This is a genomic window from Citrobacter sp. SX206, assembly GCF_024181025.1.
Classification (GTDB): domain Bacteria; phylum Pseudomonadota; class Gammaproteobacteria; order Enterobacterales; family Enterobacteriaceae; genus Citrobacter; species Citrobacter youngae.
Genome location: NZ_CP049738.1, coordinates 577,781 through 601,325, shown reverse-complemented (window position 1 = coordinate 601,325; position 23,545 = coordinate 577,781). Strand labels below are relative to the sequence as shown.

24 protein-coding genes are annotated in these 23,545 nt (G+C 52.3%); 13 read left to right on the top strand and 11 right to left on the bottom strand.

Annotated elements, in window-relative coordinates; genetic code table 11:
- Nucleotides 1-13: 13 nt before the first annotated feature.
- The 3 genes from G8S19_RS02940 to uxaC all read right to left on the bottom strand — a co-directional run bounded on the left by G8S19_RS02940 (nt 14) and on the right by uxaC (nt 3,763).
- Complete coding sequence (locus tag G8S19_RS02940; RefSeq protein ID WP_048213339.1) at nt 14-568, bottom strand: YgjV family protein; 555 nt, start codon at nt 566-568, stop codon at nt 14-16.
- 134 nt (nt 569-702) lie between these two features.
- A complete protein-coding gene (locus G8S19_RS02935) occupies nt 703-2,190 on the bottom strand; it encodes a UxaA family hydrolase (protein WP_048213340.1) in 1,488 nt (495 codons plus the stop codon).
- 160 nt (nt 2,191-2,350) lie between these two features.
- Nucleotides 2,351-3,763: a glucuronate isomerase gene (gene uxaC / locus G8S19_RS02930; protein ID WP_048213341.1), complete on the bottom strand. Its 1,413-nt coding sequence runs from the start codon at nt 3,761-3,763 to the stop codon at nt 2,351-2,353.
- A 474-nt stretch (nt 3,764-4,237) separates the two neighbouring features.
- On the opposite strand from uxaC, the gene exuT reads away from it, so the two are divergent.
- The 11 genes from exuT to G8S19_RS02875 all read left to right on the top strand — a co-directional run bounded on the left by exuT (nt 4,238) and on the right by G8S19_RS02875 (nt 11,851).
- The gene (gene exuT / locus G8S19_RS02925) at nt 4,238-5,539 is read left to right on the top strand and encodes a hexuronate transporter ExuT (RefSeq protein WP_048213342.1); all 1,302 of its coding nucleotides are present in this window, start codon (nt 4,238-4,240) and stop codon (nt 5,537-5,539) included.
- A gap of 134 nt (nt 5,540-5,673) precedes the next feature.
- Nucleotides 5,674-6,450 carry a transcriptional regulator ExuR gene (exuR, locus tag G8S19_RS02920; protein WP_005131459.1) on the top strand — a complete coding sequence of 259 codons (777 nt, stop codon included), beginning with the start codon at nt 5,674-5,676 and terminating at the stop codon, nt 6,448-6,450.
- 349 nt (nt 6,451-6,799) lie between these two features.
- Complete coding sequence (gene yqjA / locus G8S19_RS02915; protein ID WP_005131462.1) at nt 6,800-7,462, top strand: DedA family general envelope maintenance protein YqjA; 663 nt, start codon at nt 6,800-6,802, stop codon at nt 7,460-7,462.
- A gap of 3 nt (nt 7,463-7,465) precedes the next feature.
- The gene (gene mzrA / locus G8S19_RS02910; RefSeq protein ID WP_048213343.1) at nt 7,466-7,849 is read left to right on the top strand and encodes an EnvZ/OmpR regulon moderator MzrA; all 384 of its coding nucleotides are present in this window, start codon (nt 7,466-7,468) and stop codon (nt 7,847-7,849) included.
- 148 nt (nt 7,850-7,997) lie between these two features.
- The gene (locus tag G8S19_RS02905; RefSeq protein WP_048213344.1) at nt 7,998-8,366 is read left to right on the top strand and encodes a DUF1090 domain-containing protein; all 369 of its coding nucleotides are present in this window, start codon (nt 7,998-8,000) and stop codon (nt 8,364-8,366) included.
- 33 nt (nt 8,367-8,399) lie between these two features.
- Complete coding sequence (locus G8S19_RS02900) at nt 8,400-8,705, top strand: YqjD family protein (RefSeq protein WP_003024832.1); 306 nt, start codon at nt 8,400-8,402, stop codon at nt 8,703-8,705.
- Nucleotides 8,706-8,707: 2 nt separating this feature from the next.
- Entirely contained in the window at nt 8,708-9,103 is a 396-nt protein-coding gene (locus tag G8S19_RS02895) for a phage holin family protein (RefSeq protein WP_048213345.1), read from the top strand.
- Entirely contained in the window at nt 9,103-9,402 is a 300-nt protein-coding gene (locus G8S19_RS02890) for a YqjK-like family protein (RefSeq protein WP_048213346.1), read from the top strand. The genes G8S19_RS02895 and G8S19_RS02890 overlap by 1 nt, the downstream gene beginning before the upstream one ends.
- Nucleotides 9,403-9,577: 175 nt before the next feature.
- Nucleotides 9,578-9,970, top strand: coding sequence for a DoxX family protein (locus G8S19_RS02885; RefSeq protein WP_048213347.1), 393 nt, complete (start codon nt 9,578-9,580; stop codon nt 9,968-9,970).
- Nucleotides 9,971-10,041: 71 nt separating this feature from the next.
- Nucleotides 10,042-11,028 (top strand): glutathionyl-hydroquinone reductase YqjG, encoded by a 987-nt coding sequence (gene yqjG / locus G8S19_RS02880; protein WP_101742429.1) that lies wholly within the window; start codon nt 10,042-10,044, stop codon nt 11,026-11,028.
- Nucleotides 11,029-11,485: 457 nt separating this feature from the next.
- Entirely contained in the window at nt 11,486-11,851 is a 366-nt protein-coding gene (locus G8S19_RS02875) for a DUF805 domain-containing protein (RefSeq protein ID WP_101742428.1), read from the top strand.
- A gap of 37 nt (nt 11,852-11,888) precedes the next feature.
- On the opposite strand, the gene yhaJ is transcribed toward G8S19_RS02875, so the two are convergent.
- Complete coding sequence (gene yhaJ, locus G8S19_RS02870; protein WP_048213350.1) at nt 11,889-12,785, bottom strand: DNA-binding transcriptional regulator YhaJ; 897 nt, start codon at nt 12,783-12,785, stop codon at nt 11,889-11,891.
- A gap of 104 nt (nt 12,786-12,889) precedes the next feature.
- Here yhaJ and G8S19_RS02865 point away from each other — a divergent pair, with 104 nt between their 5' ends.
- Together G8S19_RS02865 and G8S19_RS02860 are read left to right on the top strand one after the other, a co-directional pair.
- The gene (locus G8S19_RS02865) at nt 12,890-13,591 is read left to right on the top strand and encodes a pirin family protein (RefSeq protein ID WP_101742427.1); all 702 of its coding nucleotides are present in this window, start codon (nt 12,890-12,892) and stop codon (nt 13,589-13,591) included.
- 26 nt (nt 13,592-13,617) lie between these two features.
- Entirely contained in the window at nt 13,618-13,767 is a 150-nt protein-coding gene (locus G8S19_RS02860; protein ID WP_086523462.1) for a hypothetical protein, read from the top strand.
- A 54-nt stretch (nt 13,768-13,821) separates the two neighbouring features.
- Here G8S19_RS02860 and G8S19_RS02855 read toward each other — a convergent pair whose 3' ends face one another.
- The 7 genes from G8S19_RS02855 to tdcC all read right to left on the bottom strand — a co-directional run bounded on the left by G8S19_RS02855 (nt 13,822) and on the right by tdcC (nt 23,527).
- Complete coding sequence (locus G8S19_RS02855) at nt 13,822-15,132, bottom strand: serine dehydratase subunit alpha family protein (RefSeq protein ID WP_253686040.1); 1,311 nt, start codon at nt 15,130-15,132, stop codon at nt 13,822-13,824.
- A gap of 24 nt (nt 15,133-15,156) precedes the next feature.
- On the bottom strand, nt 15,157-16,488 hold the full coding sequence (locus G8S19_RS02850) for an amino acid permease (protein WP_048213353.1): 1,332 nt from the start codon (nt 16,486-16,488) through the stop codon (nt 15,157-15,159).
- Nucleotides 16,489-16,771: 283 nt separating this feature from the next.
- Entirely contained in the window at nt 16,772-18,136 is a 1,365-nt protein-coding gene (gene tdcG / locus G8S19_RS02845) for an L-serine ammonia-lyase (RefSeq protein WP_061068663.1), read from the bottom strand.
- An 87-nt stretch (nt 18,137-18,223) separates the two neighbouring features.
- Nucleotides 18,224-18,619 carry an enamine/imine deaminase gene (locus G8S19_RS02840; protein WP_048213355.1) on the bottom strand — a complete coding sequence of 132 codons (396 nt, stop codon included), beginning with the start codon at nt 18,617-18,619 and terminating at the stop codon, nt 18,224-18,226.
- 13 nt (nt 18,620-18,632) lie between these two features.
- A complete protein-coding gene (pflB, locus tag G8S19_RS02835) occupies nt 18,633-20,927 on the bottom strand; it encodes a formate C-acetyltransferase (RefSeq protein WP_048213356.1) in 2,295 nt (764 codons plus the stop codon).
- Nucleotides 20,928-20,955: 28 nt separating this feature from the next.
- Nucleotides 20,956-22,164 (bottom strand): propionate kinase, encoded by a 1,209-nt coding sequence (gene tdcD / locus G8S19_RS02830; RefSeq protein ID WP_137376534.1) that lies wholly within the window; start codon nt 22,162-22,164, stop codon nt 20,956-20,958.
- Nucleotides 22,165-22,195: 31 nt separating this feature from the next.
- Complete coding sequence (gene tdcC / locus G8S19_RS02825) at nt 22,196-23,527, bottom strand: threonine/serine transporter TdcC (RefSeq protein WP_005131699.1); 1,332 nt, start codon at nt 23,525-23,527, stop codon at nt 22,196-22,198.
- Nucleotides 23,528-23,545 lie beyond the last annotated feature (18 nt).

Below are 23,545 nucleotides of genomic sequence, written 5' to 3'. Positions count from 1 at the left end.
TTTCTCCCCTCCGTCAGCGGGCGGAGGGGTTATCTTGCTGTACGCTTTTTTCAATTTTGAACGGATCAATTCCGCGCTTTTGCATCCGCCGAAAGCGGATAATGTTCAGGCCGTTCATCACCAGAAAGCTGCCTTCGATCATCGTCCCGCCAATCGATCCTAACCAGAAATTATGAACAACCCAGCAGGCGGTTGCACACCACATCACACAGCGCACGGTTAGCCCTTTGCAACGAAACAGTGCCCAGGTACTGGCAAGCGTGCCAATAATAGGCAGTAGCTCCATAGCATGCTGCAATTTTGCCAACCCAAGAACCAGCGTGAGGACAATAAAAACGGTCATTACCCACAGTTTGCGGGTATGCATTGAGACGAGCGTGCGGATGGTATTAAGCTCAGCGCTCATTCCCGCGGGCCAGGCCCCCATCAGGAAAAAATGCACGCCAATGGTGGCGCTATAGACGGCGAGCTGTAGCCGGAACCGGCGCTCGTCACGATTAAAAAAAGTGGTAATACCGATCAGAAAGGCGATGACACCTACGCCCTGGGCCAGCCAATACGCGGTCATGCAAGCAACCCCAACTCCATTTTGTAGGCCGGATAAGGCGCGTTCGCCAGCATCCGGCAACGGTTTGTGCCTGATGGCGCTACGCTTATCAGGCCTACGGTTTGCGCAGACCTGCAGGCACCATCAGGGATTTATTACAGCGTCACTCCCGACTTAAACAGCGCGAGTTCCCGGAAATCGTTGCGCTCATTGCAGGTTTGCTTGCCGTTAGCAAACTCAACGATGGTATCGACAAACTCGTTCAGCAATTGCGGCATCGCTTTACCGTGGATTAGCTGCCCGGCATCAAAATCGATCCAATGCTTTTTCTTCGCGGCCAGCTCGCTGTTGGTCGCGATTTTCACCGTCGGTACAAAACCGCCGTACGGTGTACCGCGCCCGGTACTGAACAACACCATATGGCAGCCCGCCCCCGCCAGCGCACTGGTCGCAACGGCGTCATTACCCGGAGCACTTAACAGATTCAGACCAGGCGTTTTCAGGCGTTCACCGTAGCGTAGTACATCGACAACTTTGCTGGAACCCGCTTTCTGTGTACAGCCCAGTGATTTATCTTCCAGCGTGGTGATACCACCCGCTTTGTTCCCCGGCGATGGGTTCTCGTAGATCGGCTGGTCGTGAGCAATGAAGTATTGCTTGAAGTCATTGACCATGGTCACCAGCTTACCGAAGGTTTCTTCATCGCGGCAGTGGTCCATTAATAGCTGCTCGGCACCGAACATCTCCGGAACTTCAGTCAGCACGGTAGTCCCGCCGTTGGCGATCACGTAGTCAGAGAAACGTCCCAGCATCGGGTTAGCGGTGATCCCGGACAAGCCGTCAGATCCGCCACATTCCAGACCAAACTTCAGCTCGCCGAGCTTACCCGGCTCGCGCTTATCGTTACGCATCACGTTGTACAGCTGATGGAGATGTTCAATCCCTGCTTCCACTTCGTCTTCCTGATGCTGGCAGACCATAAAGTGAACGCGGTCAGGATCATACTCCCCTAACGTTTCGCGGAAAGCATCCACCTGGTTGTTTTCACAACCGAGGCCAACCACCAGCACCGCCCCCGCATTCGGGTGACGCACCATGTTTTGCAGCATGGTGCGAGTGTTGATGTGGTCATCGCCAAGCTGCGAGCAGCCGTAGGTGTGGCTGAAGAGATGCACGCCGTCGATACCGTCAGCGTCATTCGTTTCTTTCAGGAAACGGTTCTGCATCTGGCGCGCCATGGCGTTGACGCAGCCTACGGTTGGCAGGATCCACAGTTCATTACGCACCCCAACGTCACCGTTCGCGCGACGATAAATCTGCACATCGCGATCGGCAGGTTGCGCGACTTCCGGCTGGAAATCAGGTTGGTAGCGATACGTGTCCAGGTCGCTCAGATTGGTGCGCGTGTTATGAGCATGAATATGCTCACCCGCCGCAACGTCCGCCAGCGTATGGCCGATTGGCAAACCGTATTTAATGACGTTTTCGCCTTTCGCAATATCGCGTAAAGCGAATTTATGACCGCGAGTCACCGCCTGGCGCAGGGTGACGACCTGACCATCAACGGTAACTTCCGTCCCTTCAGCCAAATCAGCGAGCGCTACCGCGACGTTATCCAGCGCATGGATCTTGATGTATTGCATATCAACCCGGACCTTAGAGCCTATCTCAGTAGGCGTATATTGTCGCAGCCAGTTTGGACACGGACAGCGCGCAAAAACCGGAGCGTACACGCAGTACGTGAGGATTTTGAGCACTGCCCAGGTTCAAACTGGCAAGTAAAATAGCCTAATGGATAGGCTCTTAGTTCAGTTCAATGGCGAAGTAATCACGCGCATTGTTGAAGCAAATATTTCTCACCATCTCACCCAGCAGCTGGATGTCGGCAGGTGCTTCACCGGCGGCAACCCAACGGCCAATCATCTGGCACAGAATACGGCGGAAGTATTCATGGCGCGTGTAAGACAGGAAGCTGCGGCTATCAGTCAGCATACCCACAAAACGGCTCAGCAGACCGAGCTGTGCCAGTTGGGTCATCTGACGTTCCATCCCGTCTTTCTGGTCGTTGAACCACCAGCCGGAACCGAACTGCATTTTGCCCGGCATACCTTCGCCCTGGAAGTTACCGATCATGGTGCCCAGCACTTCGTTATCGCGCGGGTTCAGGCAGTACAGGATGGTTTTCGGCAGCAGGTTCTGTTCATTCTGCTTGCTTAGCAGTTTGGACAGTTCTTCAGCCATCGGACGATCGTTAATGGAGTCGAAACCGACATCCGCGCCCAGCAGTTTGAACTGACGCAGGTTGTTATTTCGCAGTGCGCCAATGTGGTACTGCTGCACCCATTCGCGACGTGCGTATTCAGCGCCAAGGAACACCAGTACGGCAGTTTTGAACTGGGCAACTTCATGCTCGCTCAGGGTTTCACCCGCCAGACGACGCGCCAGGATGTTATCCAGTTCAGCTTCGTTAGACTCGGCAAACAACACCACATCCAGCGCATGGTCGGAGACTTTACAGCCGTGCGCAGCAAAGTGATCAAGACGTTTAGTAAGCGCGGTTTGCAGGTCGGTAAAGCGGCGGATCTCGGTGTCGGACACTTCACCGAGCTTCGCCATGTAATCGTTAAAGGTCGCCAGTTCAATGTTGAAGGCTTTATCCGGACGCCAGCTTGGCAGCACTTTGATAGCAAAGGTGCTGTCTTTCGCGACCGCTGCGTGATGCTCCAGAGAATCGATCGGGTCATCGGTGGTGCCGACCATTTTCACATTCATCTGCTGCATGATTCCACGTGCGGAAAACCGATCCTGCGCCAGCAATTCGTTGCACTGATTCCAGATTTCATCGGCAGTTGCAGGAGACAACAGCTTACCTGTAATACCAAATGGGCGACGCAGTTCAAGATGCGTCCAGTGGTAGAGCGGGTTACCGATGGTGTGTGGGACCGTCGCGGCCCATGCATCAAACTTCTCGCGATCGGACGCATCACCGGTACACAAGCGTTCAGCGACGCCGTTAGTGCGCATGGCGCGCCACTTGTAGTGATCACCTTTCAGCCAGATGTCATACAGGTTATTAAAACGGTAGTTATCCGCGATTTGTTGCGGCGGCAAATGGCAGTGGTAGTCGAAGATTGGCTGGTCTTTAGCGTAATCATGATACAGACGGCGGGCAAATTCGGTATCCAGCAGGAAATCTTCAGTCATAAACGGGGTCATTATCGTCTTCCTCTCAGCGAGTGCGTCAGATTGCTTATGTTTTGATGTTGTCAAAGTTATCACACCAATTTCCATGCGCTGAAGATATTTTCGTGAGTTAGATCAACAAATGATGACAAAAAAATTACTCTCAAAGAGGTGAAACTCACGGCAAGCCGCGCCAGCACTGGCTTTGCTGAATCGAATTAATGACCACACGAAGATTCACACTTTTGTGATGGCACTCACCTTTTAAAGCTGTATGACAAGTTATCTTTTTGCCGTCGCGATACATAAGCCGACGGAATGCAAATTACCGATGGTCCGCCATCGGATTGACCGGTACGGAAACCGAATTAGCACAATCATTGACATGGCAAAGTTCGGGGCAGTGCCGGTTTTTTTTCGGTCACGCCCTTCGTAAAAGAACATCCTCCGCCCTGGACTGGAAGATGACCGCTCGTTAGCGGACATAACAAAACGATGAGGTTTTACATGCGTAAAATTAAAGGGTTACGTTGGTACATGATCGCACTGGTGACGCTTGGCACCGTGCTGGGTTACCTGACACGTAACACTGTGGCGGCAGCTGCGCCAACTCTGATGGAAGAGTTACACATCTCCACTCAACAGTATTCCTATATCATCGCAGCGTATTCTGCTGCTTACACCGTAATGCAACCCGTTGCTGGCTACGTGCTGGATGTGCTCGGCACCAAAGTAGGCTACGCGATGTTCGCCGTTCTGTGGGCCGTCTTCTGTGGTGCCACGGCTCTGGCTGGTAGCTGGGGTGGACTGGCACTGGCACGAGGCGCAGTCGGTGCCGCAGAAGCCGCGATGATCCCTGCGGGTCTGAAAGCCAGTTCAGAATGGTTCCCGGCAAAAGAGCGTTCGATTGCCGTAGGTTACTTTAACGTCGGCTCTTCTATTGGCGCGATGATCGCTCCGCCGCTGGTCGTATGGGCTATCGTCATGCACAGCTGGCAGATGGCGTTCATTATTTCTGGTGCCCTGAGCTTCATCTGGGCGATGTCCTGGCTTGTCTTCTATAAGCACCCGCGCGACCAGAAAAAACTGTCTGACGAAGAGCGTGATTACATCCTTAACGGTCAGGAATCACAGCATAAAAACAGCACAGCGAAGAAAATGTCGCTTGGCCAGATCCTGCGTAACCGCCAGTTCTGGGGTATCGCACTGCCACGTTTTCTGGCAGAACCAGCCTGGGGGACATTCAACGCCTGGATCCCGCTGTTCATGTTTAAAGTCTACGGCTTTAACCTGAAAGAGATCGCGATGTTCGCGTGGATGCCAATGCTGTTCGCTGACCTGGGCTGTATCATCGGGGGTTACTTACCGCCACTGTTCCAGCGCTGGTTCGGCGTAAACCTGATCGTGTCCCGTAAAATGGTCGTCACCATGGGTGCACTGCTGATGATTGGCCCAGGGATGATTGGTCTGTTTACCAGCCCGTATATTGCTATTGCCCTGCTGTGTGTCGGTGGTTTTGCTCACCAGGCACTGTCTGGCGCGCTGATTACGCTCTCTTCTGACGTATTTGGCCGCAATGAGGTCGCGACAGCTAACGGCCTGACGGGGATGTCAGCCTGGCTGGCGAGTACTCTGTTTGCCCTGGTCGTTGGCGCCCTGGCTGATACCATCGGCTTTAGCCCGCTGTTCGCCGTACTGGCAGTATTCGACCTGCTCGGTGCGTTAGTCATCTGGACGGTACTGCAGAACAAATCGGCAAGCGAGATTGATTCAGGTCCGCAAACCGGCTCTCCCGCTACGCAAAATTAACCTGACGCTAGTCGTCATAGGTATATAATGCAGAGCCGCCAGTTAACTGGCGGCTTTTTTGTCGGTGCGAGTAGAGCCGCCATCGCAAAAGTGGTATAACAAATATAGTCTGCTGTATCATGCCTGGAGTGCATATGGAAATCACTGAACCACGACGTTTGTACCAACAACTTGCTGCCGATCTAAAAGAACGCATCGAGCAAGGCGTCTATCTGGTGGGCGATAAACTTCCCGCCGAGCGCTTTATTGCCGATGAAAAGAATGTCAGCCGTACCGTGGTTCGTGAAGCGATTATCATGCTCGAGGTTGAAGGCTACGTTGAGGTGCGTAAAGGATCAGGTATCCACGTCATCTCTAACCAACCCAAACATTATGTTGCTCCCGACGAAGGTCTGGAATTCGCCAGCTACGGTCCTTTTGAATTGCTGCAAGCGCGTCAGCTTATTGAGAGCAACATCGCCGAGTTTGCCGCCACCCAGGTGACCAAGCAGGACATCATGAAACTGATGGAAATCCAGGAGAAGTCGCGCAACGAAAAAAGCTTTCGTGACTCCGAATGGGACCTGCAGTTCCATGTTCAGGTCGCGCTAGCGACGCAAAACTCAGCTCTGGCCGCCATTGTTGAAAAAATGTGGACTCAGCGCGTTCACAACCCCTACTGGAAGAAATTGCACGATCACATTGATCTGCGCACGGTAGACAACTGGTGTGATGACCATGACCAGATCCTGCGGGCATTAATTCGCAAAGATCCGCATGCAGCCAAGCTGGCGATGTGGCAGCACCTTGAGAACACGAAACAGATGCTGTTTAACGAAACCAGCGATGATTTCGAGTTCAACGCGGATCGTTACCTTTTCACGGAAAATCCGGTCGTTCATCTGGATACAGCGGCAAACAGCACAAAATAAACGTTCTGACTTTCACAGGCGCGATAACAGCGCCTGTTTCTGACACTCAGTAAGCATTAGGTATAAAGTGTCAGCCTGTGTAAATCCTCTCGCCTCACTTCCTTGCGATCAGCAAAATCAGAGTTCAACCACCGTAATTTATATAACGGACAACGTTGACCTTTGTTACAATTAGATGCTATTTGAATTTTTATGTTTGAGAGCTTGCTTACTTCACAACTTTACAGGGAATAGTTCAGGCCGTGAATTTGTGTCAGACCGCGAACCATGTAAAAAACACCAATAAAATTGCGGCGTTACAAACTCCAGAAAACCGGCATGACAACAACCGATTCTCCAGGAATATTGAATGGAACTACTGACTCAATTATTGAATGCTTTATGGGCTCAGGATTTTGAAACTCTGGCCAATCCTTCCATGATTGGTATGCTGTATTTTGTACTGTTTACAATTTTGTTTCTGGAAAATGGGTTGCTACCCGCGGCCTTTTTACCTGGTGACAGTTTGCTGGTACTGGTCGGCGTTCTTATTGCCAAAGGCGCAATGGGTTTTCCGCAAACGGTACTGCTACTCACCACCGCAGCCAGCCTCGGTTGTTGGCTCAGCTATATTCAGGGCCGATGGTTGGGTAATACCCGCACTGTGCAGAACTGGCTTTCACATCTTCCGGCTCATTATCACCAACGCGCGCATCATCTTTTCCACAAGCATGGCTTATCCGCGCTGTTGGTCGGTCGCTTCATTGCGTTCGTCAGAACATTACTGCCGACCATTGCCGGGCTGTCAGGCCTGAATAATGCACGTTTTCAGTTCTTCAACTGGATGAGCGGGCTATTGTGGGTACTGATTCTGACCACGCTAGGCTATCTACTGGGCAAAACACCTGTTTTTCTTAAGTATGAAGATCAGTTGATGTCTTGCCTGATGCTGCTTCCTGTCGTATTACTGGTGGTTGGCCTGGCCGGTTCACTGGTTGTACTCTGGAAAAAGAAATACGGGAACCGAGGGTAAATTATGCTGAAATCACGCATAACGATCCGACGACTGGCCTGGTCCACCACCTTTATGTTGTTTATCGGCGCGTTGCTCCTGACCTGGTCGGTCATCCGCCAGCAGGAGTCAACGCTTGCCATTCGTGCTGTAAACCAGGGAGCCAGCATGCCTGATGGCTTCTCTATCTGGCATCACCTGGACGCCAACGGCATTCGCTTTAAAAGCATTACTCCGCAAAATGACGCGCTGCTGATCACCTTTGATTCCAGCGCGCAGAGCGCAGCCGCAAAGGTCGTGCTGGACCGAACGTTGCCACACGGCTTCGTTATCGCTCAACAGGATGATGACAATCAGGCAGTGCAGTGGTTATCTCGTTTACGGGATACACCGCACCGCTTTGGTTAATCTCCAGGAATCTGAATTAGATCACTCACTTTGGTGATTTCACCGTTTAGTGCCTATGATTAATAAACTGAAGTTATGACCTACAGCTTTATTATTCTGGAGCATCGACCACAAAACATCGGGTCGCATCACAATGGAAGGTTCAAGAATGAAATACCGCATCGCTTTGGCCATTAGCCTTTTCGCACTCAGCGCCGGCAGCTACGCGTCCACCCTCTGTCAGGAAAAAGAACAAGATATTCAGCGGGAAATTAGTTATGCCGAAAAGCACAATAATCAGAGCCGCATCAATGGGTTAAACAAAGCGCTTAGTGAAGTTCGGGCAAACTGTACTGACAGCAAACTGCGCGCGAATCACCAGAAAAAAATCGCAGAGCAGAAAAATGAGATAGCCGAACGTCAGCGTGATTTAGCCGAAGCTAAGCAAAAAGGCGATGCGGATAAAATCGCAAAACGCGAACGTAAGCTTGCAGAAGCTCAGAAAGAGCTGAAAGAACTTGAGACCCGCGATTACTAAGTAAGGTAACTACCCACTCACCTGGAGAAAACTATGTCAAAAGATAACGCTACGGAAAATCTGCGCGCTGAACTGAAATCCCTTGCGGATACGCTCGAAGAAGTACTGAGCTCCTCTGGCGATAAGTCGAAGGAAGAGATGAGTAAAATTCGCAGCAAAGCCGAACATGCGCTGCGCGAGAGCCGCCATCGTCTGAGCGAGACCAGCGATGTGATTGCTAAGCAAACCCGTGAAGCGGCCGCTAAAGCCGACAACTATGTGCGCGAAAACCCATGGACAGGCGTCGGCATTGGCGCTGCGGTCGGTGTGGTGCTTGGTGTACTGCTGTCGCGCCGCTAACAATGGCTGACTCTCAACACGCACAAGGTCCAGGCAAAAGCGTCCTGGGGATTGGACAACGGGTCCTGACGATTTTTGTTGAGATCGTAGAGACGCGGCTGCGGTTGGCCGTCGTTGAGCTGGAAGAGGAAAAAGCCAATCTCATCCAGATCCTGCTGATGCTTGGGCTGACCATGCTGTTTGCGGCGTTTGGTCTGATGAGCCTGATGGTGCTTATCATCTGGGCCATCGACCCTCAATATCGCCTGAACGCCATGATTGCCACTACCGTTGTGCTGTTGCTTTTAGCACTTATCGGTGGGCTATGGACGTTGCGAAAAGCGCGTAAAACAACGCTGCTGCGCCATACGCGCAATGAACTCGCTAACGACAGGAAGGCCCTGGAGGATGATGCTTAATGAGCAGTAAAGTCGAACGTCTACAGCGTAAGGCGCAACTGCTTGGACAGATCCAGCAGCAACGGCTGGATCTGTCAGCCACTCGCCGCGACTGGCTGGAGGCTACTGAAGTCTACGATCGCGGCTGGAAAACGCTGTTGAACCTGCGTGGTTGGGTGTTAGTCGGGAGCAGTATTATGGCGGTTCGCACCATCCGTAATCCGAACCTGCTGGTACGCTGGGCCAAACGCGGCTTTAGCGCCTGGAGCATCTGGCGTCTGGTGAAATCGACCATCAGACAACAGCAGTTGCGCGGCTGATCCCCTCACCTTCCACCTAACCTCAAATTTTTTGAAAATTTCTGACAGTTTTCCTTGCTAACAATTCTCATTAGCCACGTTTATTATTCTCTTCATCGACAGCAATGACGCCCTCTGCGGCGTCGTTGCACAAAAAAACACAATAAGCCGCCTGAGTGGTTTCCTGGAGAGTATGATGAAGAAATTAGAAGATGTTGGTGTACTGGTAGCGCGCATTCTGATGCCAATCCTGTTTATTACCGCAGGTTGGGGAAAAATCACCGGATATGCGGGTACCCAACAGTACATGGAAGCCATGGGCGTCCCAGGATTTATGTTGCCGCTGGTGATTCTGCTTGAGTTTGGCGGCGGTCTGGCAATTCTGTTCGGTTTCCTGACCCGTACTACCGCGCTGTTCACCGCAGGCTTCACGCTGCTGACGGCATTCCTCTTCCACAGCAACTTTGCGGAAGGTGTGAACTCTCTGATGTTTATGAAAAACCTGACCATCTCAGGCGGCTTCCTGCTGCTGGCTATCACCGGTCCGGGCGCATTCAGTATTGACCGCGTACTGAATAAAAAGTGGTAAGCAAACTATACTGAACACATCAAAAAGCGAGGAGATATCTCCTCGCTTTTGCTATCTGAGGAGCGAAAATTATGGGACAACTCATTGACGGCGTCTGGCATGACACCTGGTACGACACCAAATCAACCGGGGGGAAATTTCAACGCTCTGCATCGGCTTTCCGTAACTGGCTCACCGCGGATGGCGCCCCAGGCCCAACGGGTGAAGGTGGCTTCGCCGCCGAAAAAGATCGTTATCACCTGTACGTTTCTCTGGCCTGTCCGTGGGCGCATCGCACGCTGATTTTGCGTAAACTCAAAGGGCTGGAACCGTTTATTTCCGTTTCCGTTGTCAATCCGCTGATGCTGGAAAACGGCTGGACCTTTGATGACAACTTCCCAGCGGCCACCGGCGATACGCTTTACCAGCACGAGTTTCTCTATCAACTGTATTTACACGCCGATCCGCACTACAGCGGCCGGGTAACGGTTCCGGTGCTGTGGGATAAAAAAAATCACACCATCGTGAGCAACGAATCTGCAGAAATCATCCGCATGTTTAACACTGCGTTTGATGCGCTGGGCGCGAAAGCCGGGGATTACTATCCACCGACTCTGCAAAGTAAAATTGACGATCTGAACGGTTGGATTTATGACAACGTCAATAACGGCGTATATAAAGCCGGGTTTGCCACCAGCCAGGAAGCTTACGACGACGCCGTAGAAAAAGTCTTTCAATCGCTGGCGCGGCTGGAGCAGATCCTGGGTCAGCATCGCTACCTGACCGGCGACCAGCTAACCGAGGCCGATATTCGCCTGTGGACCACGCTGGTACGTTTTGATCCGGTTTATGTCACCCACTTCAAGTGCGACAAACACCGCATCAGTGACTACCTGAATCTGTACGGTTTTCTGCGTGATATCTACCAAATGCCAGGCATTGCGGAGACCGTCAATTTCGATCACATCCGCAATCACTACTTCCGTAGCCACAAAACGATCAACCCGACCGGCATTATTTCAATCGGCCCGTGGCAGGACCTCAGCGAACCTCATGGACGTGACAGCCGTTTTGCATAATTTACACAGGTCTCCTTGGGGGGAATGCTTGTCAGTTAAGCATTCTGCAGAACATGAGATTTCGACTCAGGGTTCCGTTCACCTCAGCGGTATCACTTTTCTGAAGCGCTGATACCCGTGAACGTGCAAGGGAGGCTCACCGCCGCCTCCCTTGCAACCCAGGCTCCCGGCGGGAATGTAAAGGGCGTGGCGGAGAACGCCCTTTACACGTTCACAGGAATCGGTGTTTCAGAGAAACTATGAACATGAGGTGAACGGAACCCTTTCTCTGAGAGAGCATATTCATAACTTCTACCCACACAGGCGATACTTTCTGAAACTGAGGCGTTAACTGAATAGCATTACCCATCTGCAGGCCAAATAATTAATACTACAAACATTTACCAGCATTCCATTCGCAGCTATTCTTAATTTGATTGCTTTAAAAACAAGTAATTGAACGCAGAACGAGGCGAAAATGGATTGGTATTTAAACGTATTAAAGAACTACTTTGGTTTTGGTGGTCGTGCACGGCGCAAAGAGTACTGGATGTTTATTTTGGTCAACATCATCTTTACGTTCGTGCTGAGCGTGTTAGACAGGATGTTTGGCTGGCAACGCACCGGGGGAGAAGGCGTATTAACAACGATTTATGCAATTCTGGTTTTTATACCGTGGTGGGCGGTACAGTTCCGGCGTTTACATGACACCGACCGTTCAGCCTGGTGGCTACTGGTGCTGCTGATCCCGATCGTCGGCTGGTTGGTCATCATTATTTTCAACTGTCAAAACGGCACACCGGGGAGCAACCGCTTCGGCGTTGACCCCAAACAGTTGTCCTGAATTTAAATACGCCCCTTCCGTTGAAGGGGCGTATTTCTTATTTCCCGGCAAACAGCTTGGGGATTTCCCGCAAACACCAGGACTTCGCTTCGCCCATACTGTCCCGACGCCAGGCCATGATGATATCTATTTCGTTTGTCGATTCCGGGCTAACCACACGCAGCCGGCCAGCCGCAATATCCGCTTCCACCAGCGGGTATGGCATCGTCGCCACGCCAAGTCCAGCCAACAGCGCCTGGCGTTTATCTTCTATCGTACTCACCGTCAGGCGTGGTTGTTTATCGAGAAGCTGAACTGTCAGCACCGGGCGCTCACGGGCAGTATCCGCCACCGCTATGCCCCGGTATTTCACACGAGTGACTTCTGACAACGGTTCCGGCTCCTGGTGGATCGGGTGATCCGGCGCCGCCACATAGACGTTCATCAGCGAGTACAGCTTGCGCGAGTTAATTTCTGAGGATGAGCGGAAATGCATATCCGGCGCAATCACGATATCCGCTCTGCCCTGCTCCAGACGCTCCCACGCCCCGGCCAGCACTTCAGTGATGACGGAAAGCTGCGTGTTCGCCTTTCCGGCAAGGCGGTCGATAAGCGGGAAGAATGCCGCCGTTGGCACCAACGCTTCAGTGACAATCGTCAGATGCGTTTCCCAACCACGGGCCAGTGCTTCAGCATCGGTAGTCAGCTTATCCGCAGCCTCCAGCAACACGCGGCCACGTTCAAGCAGCATACGCCCGACGTTGGTAAATTTTGTGCGGTGACCTGAGCGGTCAAACAGCACCACGTCCAGCTCTTCTTCCAGTTTCTGCATGGTGTAGCTGAGGGCGGAAGGTACGCGTCCCAGTTCATCTGCCGCGGCGGCAAAGCTGCCGCGCCTGTCTATTGCGTCCATGACGCGTAACGCTTCAAGCGTTAAAGCCCGTTCTTTGGCCATCTCGTTCTCATTCAGGAAATTTGAACATACCGGGCAGAATATCTGGCTAACAATGCAGCGTCTAGCCATTTAACATAAAAGGAAGTAAAGAGAGGTCAAGAACTATGATTACTACCCGTACAGCCAAACAATGCGGGCAAGCAGACTACGGCTGGCTGCAGGCCCGTTATACCTTCTCCTTTGGACACTATTTTGATCCTAAACTGCTGGGTTATGCCTCGCTGCGTGTTCTGAACCAGGAAGTTCTGGCACCGGGGGCCTCTTTCCAGCCACGTACCTATCCAAAGGTTGATATCGTCAATCTGATCCTCGAAGGGGAAGCAGAGTATCGCGACAGCGAAGGTAACCATATTCAGGCCAAAGCCGGAGAGGTGTTACTGCTCGCTACGCAACCTGGGATCAGCTACAGCGAGCACAATATCAGCAAAGATAAGCCCCTGACCAGAATGCAGCTATGGCTGGACGCCTGCCCGCAGCGCGAAAACACCTGCGTGCAAAAAGCGACGCTGAATGCCGGCAAACATCAACTGCTTGCTTCACCTGACGGTGAACAGGGTAGCCTGCATCTTCGCCAGCAGGTCTGGGTACATCATGTTGAGTTGCAAAAAGGTGAATCACTGAGTTTTCAGTTACATGGACCTCGCGCGTATTTGCAGTCGATCCATGGCACGTTCCACGCGGTCACTTCAGGTGCCGAAAAAGAGGCGCTTACCTGCGGTGATGGCGCATTTATTCGTGATGAAACTAACATAACGTTAGTTGCCGATACCCCATTGCGCGCTTTGCTGATAGATTTGCCCGTATAGTCATTGGAATCAAGGGAGTACGACTATTGAGCAAGAAGTCATCAAAAAAACGCCAGCCGCAGGCTGCGCCGGAAAAACGGGAGACAGTTCCCTTCGGCTATGAAGAAATGCTGACAGAGCTGGAAGCGATTGTGGCCGATGCCGAGCTACGGCTGGAAGACGAAGAAGCCGCCTGAAAAGGCGGCTTTGACTTAGGCCGGGTGACGACTCCGCCTTACCCGGCCTGAAGATTAATGTGCCTTACTGGCCATGATCTCAATGATCTGCTTGTCGGTTTCCTGCATCGAACGACACGCCAGCGCACACAGGTTAGAGATAGATTGCTCCACGTTATGCGCCACAATGCCTTCATTCCCCGTCACTGCGGTATCGTCCAGCGCCATGAGTACCGCTTTCCAGGCTGCTGACGCACTGGTAGAGACTTTCATTGCGCAACTGTTCGAGGCGCCATCGCAAATCATCCCACTCACGTCGCCAATCATGCTGCTGATCGCCATCGCGATGGTGTTGTAGCGACCATCCACGATCCATGCCATCCCCGCCGCGGCGCCCATTGCGGCCGTGGTTGCCGCGCACAGCGCAGACAAACGCGGAAGCTGATGATGGATGTAAATAGCGCTCAGGTGAGACAGCATCAGCGCACGCGCCAGTTTCTCCTCATCTGCGCCAAAATGCTCAGCTACCACCATCACTGGGACGGTGGCGGTAATCCCCTGATTACCAGAACCGGAGTTGCTCATCGCCGGCAGCGTCGCCCCGCCCATTCGCGCATCCGATGCCGCGCTGGTACGAATAAGAATGGCAGTGGAGAGATCGTTCGCCAGCAGACCACGTGCGCACTGCTTCTCCAGCGTAGTTCCGATGTGCAAGCCCCAGTTGCCGCGCAGTCCTTCCTGAGACAGCGCACCGTTCAGTTTTGCCGCATCAAGAATAAAGCGGATTGACTCAAACGGTACCGCGTTTACGAACGCCAGAATCTCTTCCAGCGATGTGTGAGACAGTACCGCCAGCGGTGACTCTTGCTTCTCTTCCTCAGCGTTCTGTTCTGTTGTGAACACCACGCCGTTATTGGTCTCGATGTGTACAATGTTGGTATGACCGCCGACAATCGTCACGCACGCCCATCCTTCAGCACCGTAAACCTTCGCTCGGGAAAAGAGGATGTCCTCGCAAGGCTCCTGCAGCATCACAGCAACCTTCCCTGCGTTAAGCATCGTTTTCGCATCAGCAATCGCTTGTGGCGACGCGTCTTTCAGTACCTCTAAACCGGCACGGGCATTTCCCCCCAGCGCACCCAGCGCTGCCGCGACAGGTAACCCGACCATTCCGGTACCCGGCACGGTAACGCCCATGCCGTTTTTCATCAGGTTTGGTGAGACCCACGCATCAATGCGTTCCACCGCGCCGTCCAGCTCAGCAGAAGCGACGGCCGCCGCCAGAGCCAGAGAGATAGGTTCAGTACAACCCAGCGCAGGTTTTACTTCTTCCTGCACCGCGCGAATAAAACTATCCCATAATGGATTCAATGTAGTCTCAAACATAACAACAACCCTTGCTCAGATAACTCAGGAAAATGCCAGGAACGGAGAAACGCACAACAACAGGCCGGTGACGATAATCAGGTACAGAGAGGCGCCTTTGTATTTGTGCAATGCAGGAACTTTGTAGACCAGCCATGCCGGGATCAAGCAGCCCACCATGCCGAAGATTGGGCTACAAATAGAGGTAAAGCTCAGCACCGGCGCATTGAGCACAATTGCACTCCAGGCCAGCAGGATGGCGAAAACCATAATGCCGCGCTGAACCAGGGTTTCGTTGATTTTCTCGGCTGGCATTTTGCGGCGCAGCACGTTCATTACGATCCCCTGAGTCGCTTCACGAAAGCCTAAGTAAACACCGAAGAAGGCGGTCATCACGGCGAAAATGTTCAGGATAACGCTGACGATTTTCACCCAACCTGCACCATCACCACTGATAAACTGCGCAGCAATCGCCAGAGCGGAAATGTTCTGCTCATAGGCTTTAACCGCTTCGTCATGCCCCATCGCCAGCGTGAAGGAAACGGCGTAGAAAAAGACGGTGACAAACAGAATACCGAATGCGATGTTCATAGCACGCAGAGCTTTATGGCGTGCCACCTCAATCGATTTCTCACGAGAGCGGTACGAAATAACCATCGGGCTTAGCGTCTGAATAAACAGAATTGAAGTCAGGGTAAACGGCAGCGTGATAATTGCGTTTTTGATCAGCAGCGCCATCGGCGGCAGTGAGCCCGCGTTATACAAATGCCACATTCCCACCATCGATACACCAAGCGCAGCCACCACCAGCAGCTTGGTCAGCACCATGCCGGTGGAGATTTTAAACAGCAGTTTTTCTCCGCGTGACGAGATAGCCACCAGGATGCAAATCAGCACCAGGCCATAGAACGGGCTGTCGGACAGTAAACCTTCAGTAACGCCAAAAGTGTGCAGATAAGAGGCGCTATCGTTAGTGATAGCCGTGGAGTAGACGAACATCCAGATTACCAGCATCACAAAATATAATGCGCCTAACAGGATGCCCCAGTTTTTACCCAAATAGCCGCTGATTACGCTCGGGTAGTCTTTGCATTCTGGAGATTCCGCCAGCGTGTTAATAAACAGGCGCTGGAACAGATACATGGCTGGGTAGCCAATGATAGAGGACAGCAAGAACACCCACAGCCCCATCAACCCGACCTGGACAGGAAGAAAAACAATCCCCGCACCAATCGCCATACCGATACTCATAATGACCCAGCCGGTATCCGTGCTGTCGAACTTAATAGCTTCCCGCCATTCGCTTTCGGTCATTCCCGCCCGACGCGCAGGCGCTGATGCGTCGAGTATTACGCTGTTATTCGTTGCCGTTTCCATAAAAATCTCGCTCAAAATGTAGGGTAAGGTTTTATTATTTTTCCGTTCCGCATCAATGCGATACGCGGTACGAGTCGTGCAGGCGAGTTCGTTAGAATGGAGAAATCATACGCCGAGGGTCAGAGAAAAACTTCACATAAATACCCCTTCATTTCATGATGTTTAATAAAATTATTCTATTTTATATTTACAAAATGGAATTATTTTCTATTTTTGAAGCAGATCACAACAAAAAAAAGGGCGCACTCAAGTGCGCCCAAAGGAGAAATAAACACAAATTCAGTTAAGTGCAAATCACTTTGATAGCCAGGCCTCCACGTGAAGTTTCACGGTATTTGTCGTTCATGTCTTTGCCCGTCTCATACATGGTCTCGATCACTTTATCGAGCGAAACGCGTGGCTCTGACGTCCTACGTAGCGCCATGCGGGCGGCATTGACGGCTTTCACTGCGTTGATCGCATTACGTTCAATACACGGAATCTGCACCTGCCCGGCCACCGGATCGCAGGTAAGGCCCAGGTTATGCTCCATAGCGATTTCCGCCGCAATACACACCTGAGACGGGCTACCGCCAAGCAACTCTGTCAGCCCGGCAGCCGCCATTGAACAGGCTACGCCAATTTCCCCCTGGCAGCCGACTTCGGCACCCGAAATCGAGGCATTCATCTTATACAGTGCACCTATCGCCCCCGCGGCCAGCAAATAACGGGCGATGGAGTTGGCATTCACCGGACGGCGGAACTTGTCGTAATAGGCCAGGACGGCGGGAATAATCCCGCATGCACCGTTGGTCGGTGCGGTCACCACCCGACACCCGGCGGCGTTTTCTTCGCTCACGGCCAGCGCGAACATGTTGATCCAGTCAATGACGTTCATCGGGTCGCTGGACAGGTTGTCGCTGGAAACCAGCAGCCGACGCAGTGCCACGGCGCGACGCGGTACATTAAGCGGGCCCGGAAGCACACCTTCGGTATTCATGCCGCGCTCAATCCCGGCATGCATGACGTCCCAAATGGCAGCAAAGCCAGCATCGATTTCTTCTTTGCTGCGCATCGCCAGTTCGTTTTGCATCATCAGGCCGGAAACAGATAGCCCGTTGCGCTCACACAGTTTCAGCAGTTCGCTGGCGGAATGAAAATTGTAGGGCACGTGTGCTTCAACATCATGCGCCTGACCAAATTGCTCCTCTTCAACGATAAAACCACCGCCGACGGAGTAATAGGTTTTGCTTAACAGCGTCTCGCTGCCGTTCCACGCGGTGATACGCATACCATTTTCATGGCGCGGCAGCGTTTCGGCGTGAAAGAGAATATTTTCGTCTGGGGAGAAATCGACAATATGCGTGCCCTCTGCCACCGGTAAACGTCCGGTACGGGCTACTTCCTGAGTAAAACCAGCGATTGAATCTATATTAACGTTTTGCGGACTGTTACCGGCCAGCCCCATCATGATGGCGACATCTGTCGCATGACCTTTTCCGGTCAGGGAAAGCGATCCATAAAGATCGACCACAATATGTGTGGCCCTGGGAAGTTCCCCGCTGCTGACCAACAGATCAATAAAGCTTTTACCTGCATTCATTGGCCCCACGGTATGGGAGCTGGAAGGTCCAATGCCAATCTTGAAAATATCGAATGCGCTAATCATATCCACACCCTCGGATTGCCGTTCAGTGAAGACCAGGTTTCACACTCATTAAGGATCGGGGCGATCCTGAGATCGCCCCGCAAGGGATTACAGCATGTCGCCACGTACGGCGATGGCTTCAATCTCCAGCTTCACATCCTTTGGTAAGCGAGCGACCTGCACGCAGCTGCGCGTAGGATAGATAGCCTTGTGCTCATCAAAGAACTGCTGGTACACCTGATTGATGGTGGCGAAGTCGTTCAGGTCGGAAACGAAAACGGTGGTCTTCACGATATCGCTCACTTTCAAACCTGCAGACTCGACAATCGCTTTCACGTTCTCCAGGCTTTGACGCGCCTGATCGGCTACGTTTTCCGCCACTTCACCGGTCTGTGGACACACCGGGATTTGACCTGACGTCAATACCATGCTGCCCAGATCCACACCCTGTACGTAAGGCCCAATCGCCCCTGGCGCACATTCGGTTGCAATAACTTTTCTCATAGTCCCTCCGGCGTCAGAGCGCCTGGGTGAAAGTACGTGAAATAACATCCTGCTGCTGTTCGCGGGTCAGCGCGTTGAAGCGCACCGCATAGCCAGACACGCGGATCGTCAGGTTCGGATAGTTTTCCGGGTGCTCAATGGCATCCATCAACATTTCACGGTTCATGACGTTAACGTTCAGATGCTGCCCGCCTTCCACATGCGCTTCATGATGGAAGTAACCGTCCAGCAGACCGACCAGGTTGGTTTTACGTACGCTGTCCTCTTTGCCCAGCGCTGCCGGCACAATGGAGAAGGTGTACGAGATACCGTCTTTGGCATAGGTAAACGGCAGTTTGGCGACCGAGGTTAACGACGCCACCGCACCTTTACGATCGCGGCCATGCATCGGGTTCGCCCCTGGCGCAAACGGCGTACCTGCGCGACGTCCGTCCGGCGTGTTACCGGTTTTCTGTCCGTACACTACGTTGGAAGTGATGGTCAGGATGGACTGCGTCGGCACCGCGTTACGGTAAGTTGGCAACACCTTAATTTTCTTCATAAAGCGTTCGACCAGGTCGCAGGCAATGCTGTCCACGCGCTCGTCGTTGTTGCCGTATTGCGGATAGTCGCCTTCGATTTCGAAATCAATTGCCAGGCCGTTTTCATCGCGAATCGGTTTCACGCGGGCGTACTTAATAGCCGACAGAGAATCCGCCGCTACGGACAGACCCGCCATGCCGCAGGCCATCGTGCGATAGACATCACGATCGTGCAGCGCCATCAGCGAAGCTTCGTAGCTGTACTTGTCGTGCATGTAGTGGATGATGTTCAGCGCGCTGATGTACTGCACGGCCAGCCAGTCCATAAAGTGGTCCAGGCTCTCCATCACCGTGTCGTAGTCCAGCACGTCATCCATCAGCGGTGCCGTTTTCGGCCCGACCTGGATTTTCAGCTTCTCATCCACACCGCCGTTGATTGCGTACAGCAACGTTTTGGCGAGGTTGGCACGCGCCCCGAAGAACTGCATTTGTTTGCCGATAACCATCGGGCTGACGCAGCAGGCAATGGCATAGTCATCGCTGTCAAAGTCGGCACGCATCAAATCGTCGTTTTCGTACTGTAAAGACGAGGTGATGATAGACACCTGGGCAGCATATTTTTTGAAGGCTATCGGTAGCTGTTCAGACCACAGCACCGTCAGGTTCGGCTCAGGTGCCGGGCCCATAGTGTGCAGCGTATGCAGGTAGCGGAACGAGTTTTTCGTCACCAGCGTGCGGCCATCCAGCCCCATACCGCCGATAACTTCGGTCGCCCAGATAGGGTCGCCTGAGAACAGGGTGTCGAATTCCGGCGTACGCAGGAAGCGTACCATACGGATCTTCATAATGAAGTGGTCGATCAGCTCCTGCGCCTGCTGCTCGTCTAAAATTCCCGCTTTGAAATCGCGCTCAATGTAGATGTCGAGGAACGATGCGGTGCGACCCAGCGACATCGCGCCGCCGTTCTGCGATTTCACCGCAGCCAGATAAGCAAAGTACACCCACTGCACCGCTTCCTGCGCATTACGCGCCGGGCGGGAGATATCGCAGCCATATTTCGCCGCCATTTCCTGCATTTGCAGCAGGGCGCGGCGATGTTCAGACAGCTCTTCACGCAGGCGAATCGTGGCTTCAAGATTCTGCCCCCACTCCAGGTTCGACTGGAGATCGGCAAACTGCAGTTCACGCTCGCGCACCAGGTAGCGGATACCGTACAGCGCGACGCGGCGATAGTCACCGATGATACGGCCACGACCATAGCCGTCCGGCAGACCGGTCAGCACGCCGGATTTACGGCAGCGCAGCATATCCGGAGAGTAGGCGTCGAATACACCCTGGTTATGGGTTTTACGCAGTTCAGTAAACTGGTACTCAAAATCAGCATCCATTTCACGGCCATAAGCATCAAAAGAGCTTTTGATCATGTTGATGCCGCCAAACGGATGCAGAGCACGCTTGAGTGGCTTATCCGTTTGCAGACCGACGATTTTTTCCAGTTCCTGTTCAATATAACCCGCATCGTGTGCGGTAATTGTCGTCGCAATATTGGTATCAAAATCAACCGGCGCATGCGTCGAGTTTTCAATACGGATGCCCGCCATGACTTTTTCCCACAATGCTGTGGTCGCAGGCGTGGCTTCGGCGAGGAAAGATTCATCCCCTTCATAAGGTGTATAGTTGTGCTGAATAAAATCACGGACATTAATTTCTTCTTTCCAGTCCGTACCTTTAAAGCCATTCCAGGCTTCGGCATACAGCATATCGCTGGTATCGATATTTACCTTCATGAAAAATAATCTCTCTGCTGAAAATTAATTATGCAAATTCTACTGGTGTATTAATTTTGCCTAACGCAATGGCATCACGCGCAATCATTTTCTCTTCATTCGTGGGAATAACCGCACAAATAACATGAGCATCTTTATTGGAGATAATTCTTTCGCCATGGGAATTTGGCAGACTATTCATTTCACTGTCGATATTCACACCTAAAACAGCAAGGTGCTCAATCACCAGGCGGCGAATTAATACCGAGTTTTCACCTATTCCACCGGTGAAAATAATCCCATCAAGACGATGCAGCGATGCGGCATGCCCGGCGATATGACGCGCGATACGATGCACAAACGTTTTAATCGCCAGTTGCGCACGCTCATGTCCCTCGTGCCAGGCTTTTTCCAGCGTACGTAAGTCGGACGACAAACCGGAAATACCCAGCAGGCCAGATTCCTTATTCACTACGCGTTCAAGGTCGCTTAGCGTCTGGTTGGTTTCACTGGCGATCCACGCCATCGCACCGAAGTCCACATCACCGCTGCGTGTCCCCATCATCAGGCCTTCCAGCGGCGTCATCCCCATCGAGGTATCCACGCTCTGTCCATTACGCACCGCACAGATAGACGCCCCATTCCCGAGGTGAGCCACAACCAGGCCAGAATCATCGTGCGGTAGCTCAAGCAGCTCATGCGCACGTTGAGAAACATAGCGATGCGACGTGCCGTGGAAGCCGTAACGACGAACGCCCAGCTCCTCAAAATATTTCCACGGTAAACCGTACATATACGCTTCAGGCGCCATCGTCTGGTGGAAGCTGGTATCAAATACCGCAACCTGCTGCACGCCTGGGAAAAGGTGCTGAGCAGATTCGATTCCGCTTAAGTTCGCATAATTATGTAAAGGCGCTAAAGGCGATACCCGGCGGATATTTTCGATAACTTCATCAGTAATAATGGCTGATTCGGTAAAGATATTTCCGCCGTGGGCAATGCGGTGGCCAATTAAGGCCACGCTGTCCATTAAATTACGTTTCTCCAGTTCAACGGCAATGGCTTTTAATGCGTCTTCGTAGCTGTGGTGAGCCAGCTTAGCTGGCTCTCCTCCATTAATTGCTATGAACGCATTTTCAGAGTTAATACCGTCTGCAATTCCCGCCATTAAAACATCACAGTTTGCTGCATCCAGCACTGAGAATTTAATGGAGGATGAACCACAGTTAATAACCAGTACTACCGGAAACTCATTCATTTCACTACTCCGCTCATCCTGAGCTTAAGGATTAAAACAGTTTGTAGACAATGTTCAGGATGGTCAGCAGACCAATCGCGGTAACAAACACGTTATCCAGACGGCCACGGTATTTCGCCAGTGACGGCGCTTTACGGATGGCATACATCGGCAGCAGGCAGAGCAGTGAGGCGATAATCGGCGCGCCCATTGCTTCAATCAGGTCCAGGATGTTCGGGTTGGCGTAAGCCACAACCCAGGTGGAGCCCATGATGAAGATCATGCTGATGGTGTTCAGTTTGCCGACGGAAACTTTCGTTTTATCGCCTTTGTAACCAAACTTCAGCACCAGACCGTTCAGACCTTCCAGCGTACCCAGATAGTGGCCGAAGAAAGATTTGAAGATAGCGACCAGGGCGATGATAGAAGCACCGTACTCCAGAACGGTCGCGAAGGTGGACTTCGTACCGGACAGTGACGCGAAGTGGTTCGCCAGGTAAGACAGTACTGGAATGTTCTGTGCTTTCGCATCCGCCATATTTGCCGGAGACAGCGTAAACAGGCAGCTAAAGGCGAAGAACATAACCACGGCAACCATCAGCATACTGGCGCGGGAGATGATTTTGGAACATTTCTGCTCGGTAAATTCGCGACCGAAATCTTTCTCATACTCTTCGCGTTTAGAGACCACGAAGGAAGAAACGATTGGCGAGAAGTTGAAAGAGAACACCATGATGGAAATACCCAGCCATACGGTAACCAGGATGCCGTCATGGCCAGTCAGTGCGATATTGCTGAGATCAACCTGATCGATAACCGCAGAGTTCCAGTAAGGAATCAGTGACAGAGAGATTAGCACCAGGCTGGCGATAAACGGCCATACCAGGTAGCTCATCACTTTAACCATCAGATCTTTACCGAACCAGATGACGAATGCCATCAACAGCAGCAGGAACAGTGCCACGAAGCCACGGTTTAACGCGGGCATCTGCAGCTGGTTTTCCCAGAAGGTCATAAAGGTGTTGGTAATGGTGACGCCATAAATCCACAGCAGCGGACAAATCGCAAAGAAGTAGAGGAACGTGATAACCACGCCGCCCGTTTTACCAAAGTGCTCTTCAACCGTTTCTGTGATGTTACCGGAAGGATTAGAACCGGAAAGACACAGGCGTGCCAGCGCACGGTGGCAATAGAAGGCGATGGGGTATGCTAACACCAGCATGATCAGAATGGGGATCAGTCCGCCAAAACCTGCGCGGATAGGGAAGAACAGCACCCCTGCGCCGATGGCTGTACCAAATAAACCCAGTGTCCAGGTGGTGTCCGATTTGCGCCAGGACGACTGTTTTGTCTGGCTGGATACAATGCTATCAGTAGTACTCATATCCTATCCTCAACGAAG

What these genes read in the sequence shown, in the direction of transcription:
- tdcC (WP_005131699.1), bottom strand. Translation starts at nt 23,527, where the DNA reads ATGAGTACTACTGATAGCATTGTATCCAGCCAGACAAAACAGTCGTCC.
- G8S19_RS02905 (WP_048213344.1), top strand. Translation starts at nt 7,998, where the DNA reads ATGAAATACCGCATCGCTTTGGCCATTAGCCTTTTCGCACTCAGCGCC.
- exuR (WP_005131459.1), top strand. Translation starts at nt 5,674, where the DNA reads ATGGAAATCACTGAACCACGACGTTTGTACCAACAACTTGCTGCCGAT.
- G8S19_RS02855 (WP_253686040.1), bottom strand. Translation starts at nt 15,132, where the DNA reads ATGTTTGAGACTACATTGAATCCATTATGGGATAGTTTTATTCGCGCG.
- G8S19_RS02840 (WP_048213355.1), bottom strand. Translation starts at nt 18,619, where the DNA reads ATGAGAAAAGTTATTGCAACCGAATGTGCGCCAGGGGCGATTGGGCCT.
- G8S19_RS02895 (WP_048213345.1), top strand. Translation starts at nt 8,708, where the DNA reads ATGGCTGACTCTCAACACGCACAAGGTCCAGGCAAAAGCGTCCTGGGG.
- uxaC (WP_048213341.1), bottom strand. Translation starts at nt 3,763, where the DNA reads ATGACCCCGTTTATGACTGAAGATTTCCTGCTGGATACCGAATTTGCC.
- G8S19_RS02890 (WP_048213346.1), top strand. Translation starts at nt 9,103, where the DNA reads ATGAGCAGTAAAGTCGAACGTCTACAGCGTAAGGCGCAACTGCTTGGA.
- G8S19_RS02850 (WP_048213353.1), bottom strand. Translation starts at nt 16,488, where the DNA reads ATGGAAACGGCAACGAATAACAGCGTAATACTCGACGCATCAGCGCCT.
- tdcG (WP_061068663.1), bottom strand. Translation starts at nt 18,136, where the DNA reads ATGATTAGCGCATTCGATATTTTCAAGATTGGCATTGGACCTTCCAGC.
- G8S19_RS02865 (WP_101742427.1), top strand. Translation starts at nt 12,890, where the DNA reads ATGATTACTACCCGTACAGCCAAACAATGCGGGCAAGCAGACTACGGC.
- G8S19_RS02885 (WP_048213347.1), top strand. Translation starts at nt 9,578, where the DNA reads ATGAAGAAATTAGAAGATGTTGGTGTACTGGTAGCGCGCATTCTGATG.
- yhaJ (WP_048213350.1), bottom strand. Translation starts at nt 12,785, where the DNA reads ATGGCCAAAGAACGGGCTTTAACGCTTGAAGCGTTACGCGTCATGGAC.
- G8S19_RS02940 (WP_048213339.1), bottom strand. Translation starts at nt 568, where the DNA reads ATGACCGCGTATTGGCTGGCCCAGGGCGTAGGTGTCATCGCCTTTCTG.
- pflB (WP_048213356.1), bottom strand. Translation starts at nt 20,927, where the DNA reads ATGAAGGTAAATATCGATACCAGCGATATGCTGTATGCCGAAGCCTGG.
- G8S19_RS02935 (WP_048213340.1), bottom strand. Translation starts at nt 2,190, where the DNA reads ATGCAATACATCAAGATCCATGCGCTGGATAACGTCGCGGTAGCGCTC.
- exuT (WP_048213342.1), top strand. Translation starts at nt 4,238, where the DNA reads ATGCGTAAAATTAAAGGGTTACGTTGGTACATGATCGCACTGGTGACG.
- G8S19_RS02900 (WP_003024832.1), top strand. Translation starts at nt 8,400, where the DNA reads ATGTCAAAAGATAACGCTACGGAAAATCTGCGCGCTGAACTGAAATCC.
- mzrA (WP_048213343.1), top strand. Translation starts at nt 7,466, where the DNA reads ATGCTGAAATCACGCATAACGATCCGACGACTGGCCTGGTCCACCACC.
- tdcD (WP_137376534.1), bottom strand. Translation starts at nt 22,164, where the DNA reads ATGAATGAGTTTCCGGTAGTACTGGTTATTAACTGTGGTTCATCCTCC.
- yqjA (WP_005131462.1), top strand. Translation starts at nt 6,800, where the DNA reads ATGGAACTACTGACTCAATTATTGAATGCTTTATGGGCTCAGGATTTT.
- yqjG (WP_101742429.1), top strand. Translation starts at nt 10,042, where the DNA reads ATGGGACAACTCATTGACGGCGTCTGGCATGACACCTGGTACGACACC.
- G8S19_RS02875 (WP_101742428.1), top strand. Translation starts at nt 11,486, where the DNA reads ATGGATTGGTATTTAAACGTATTAAAGAACTACTTTGGTTTTGGTGGT.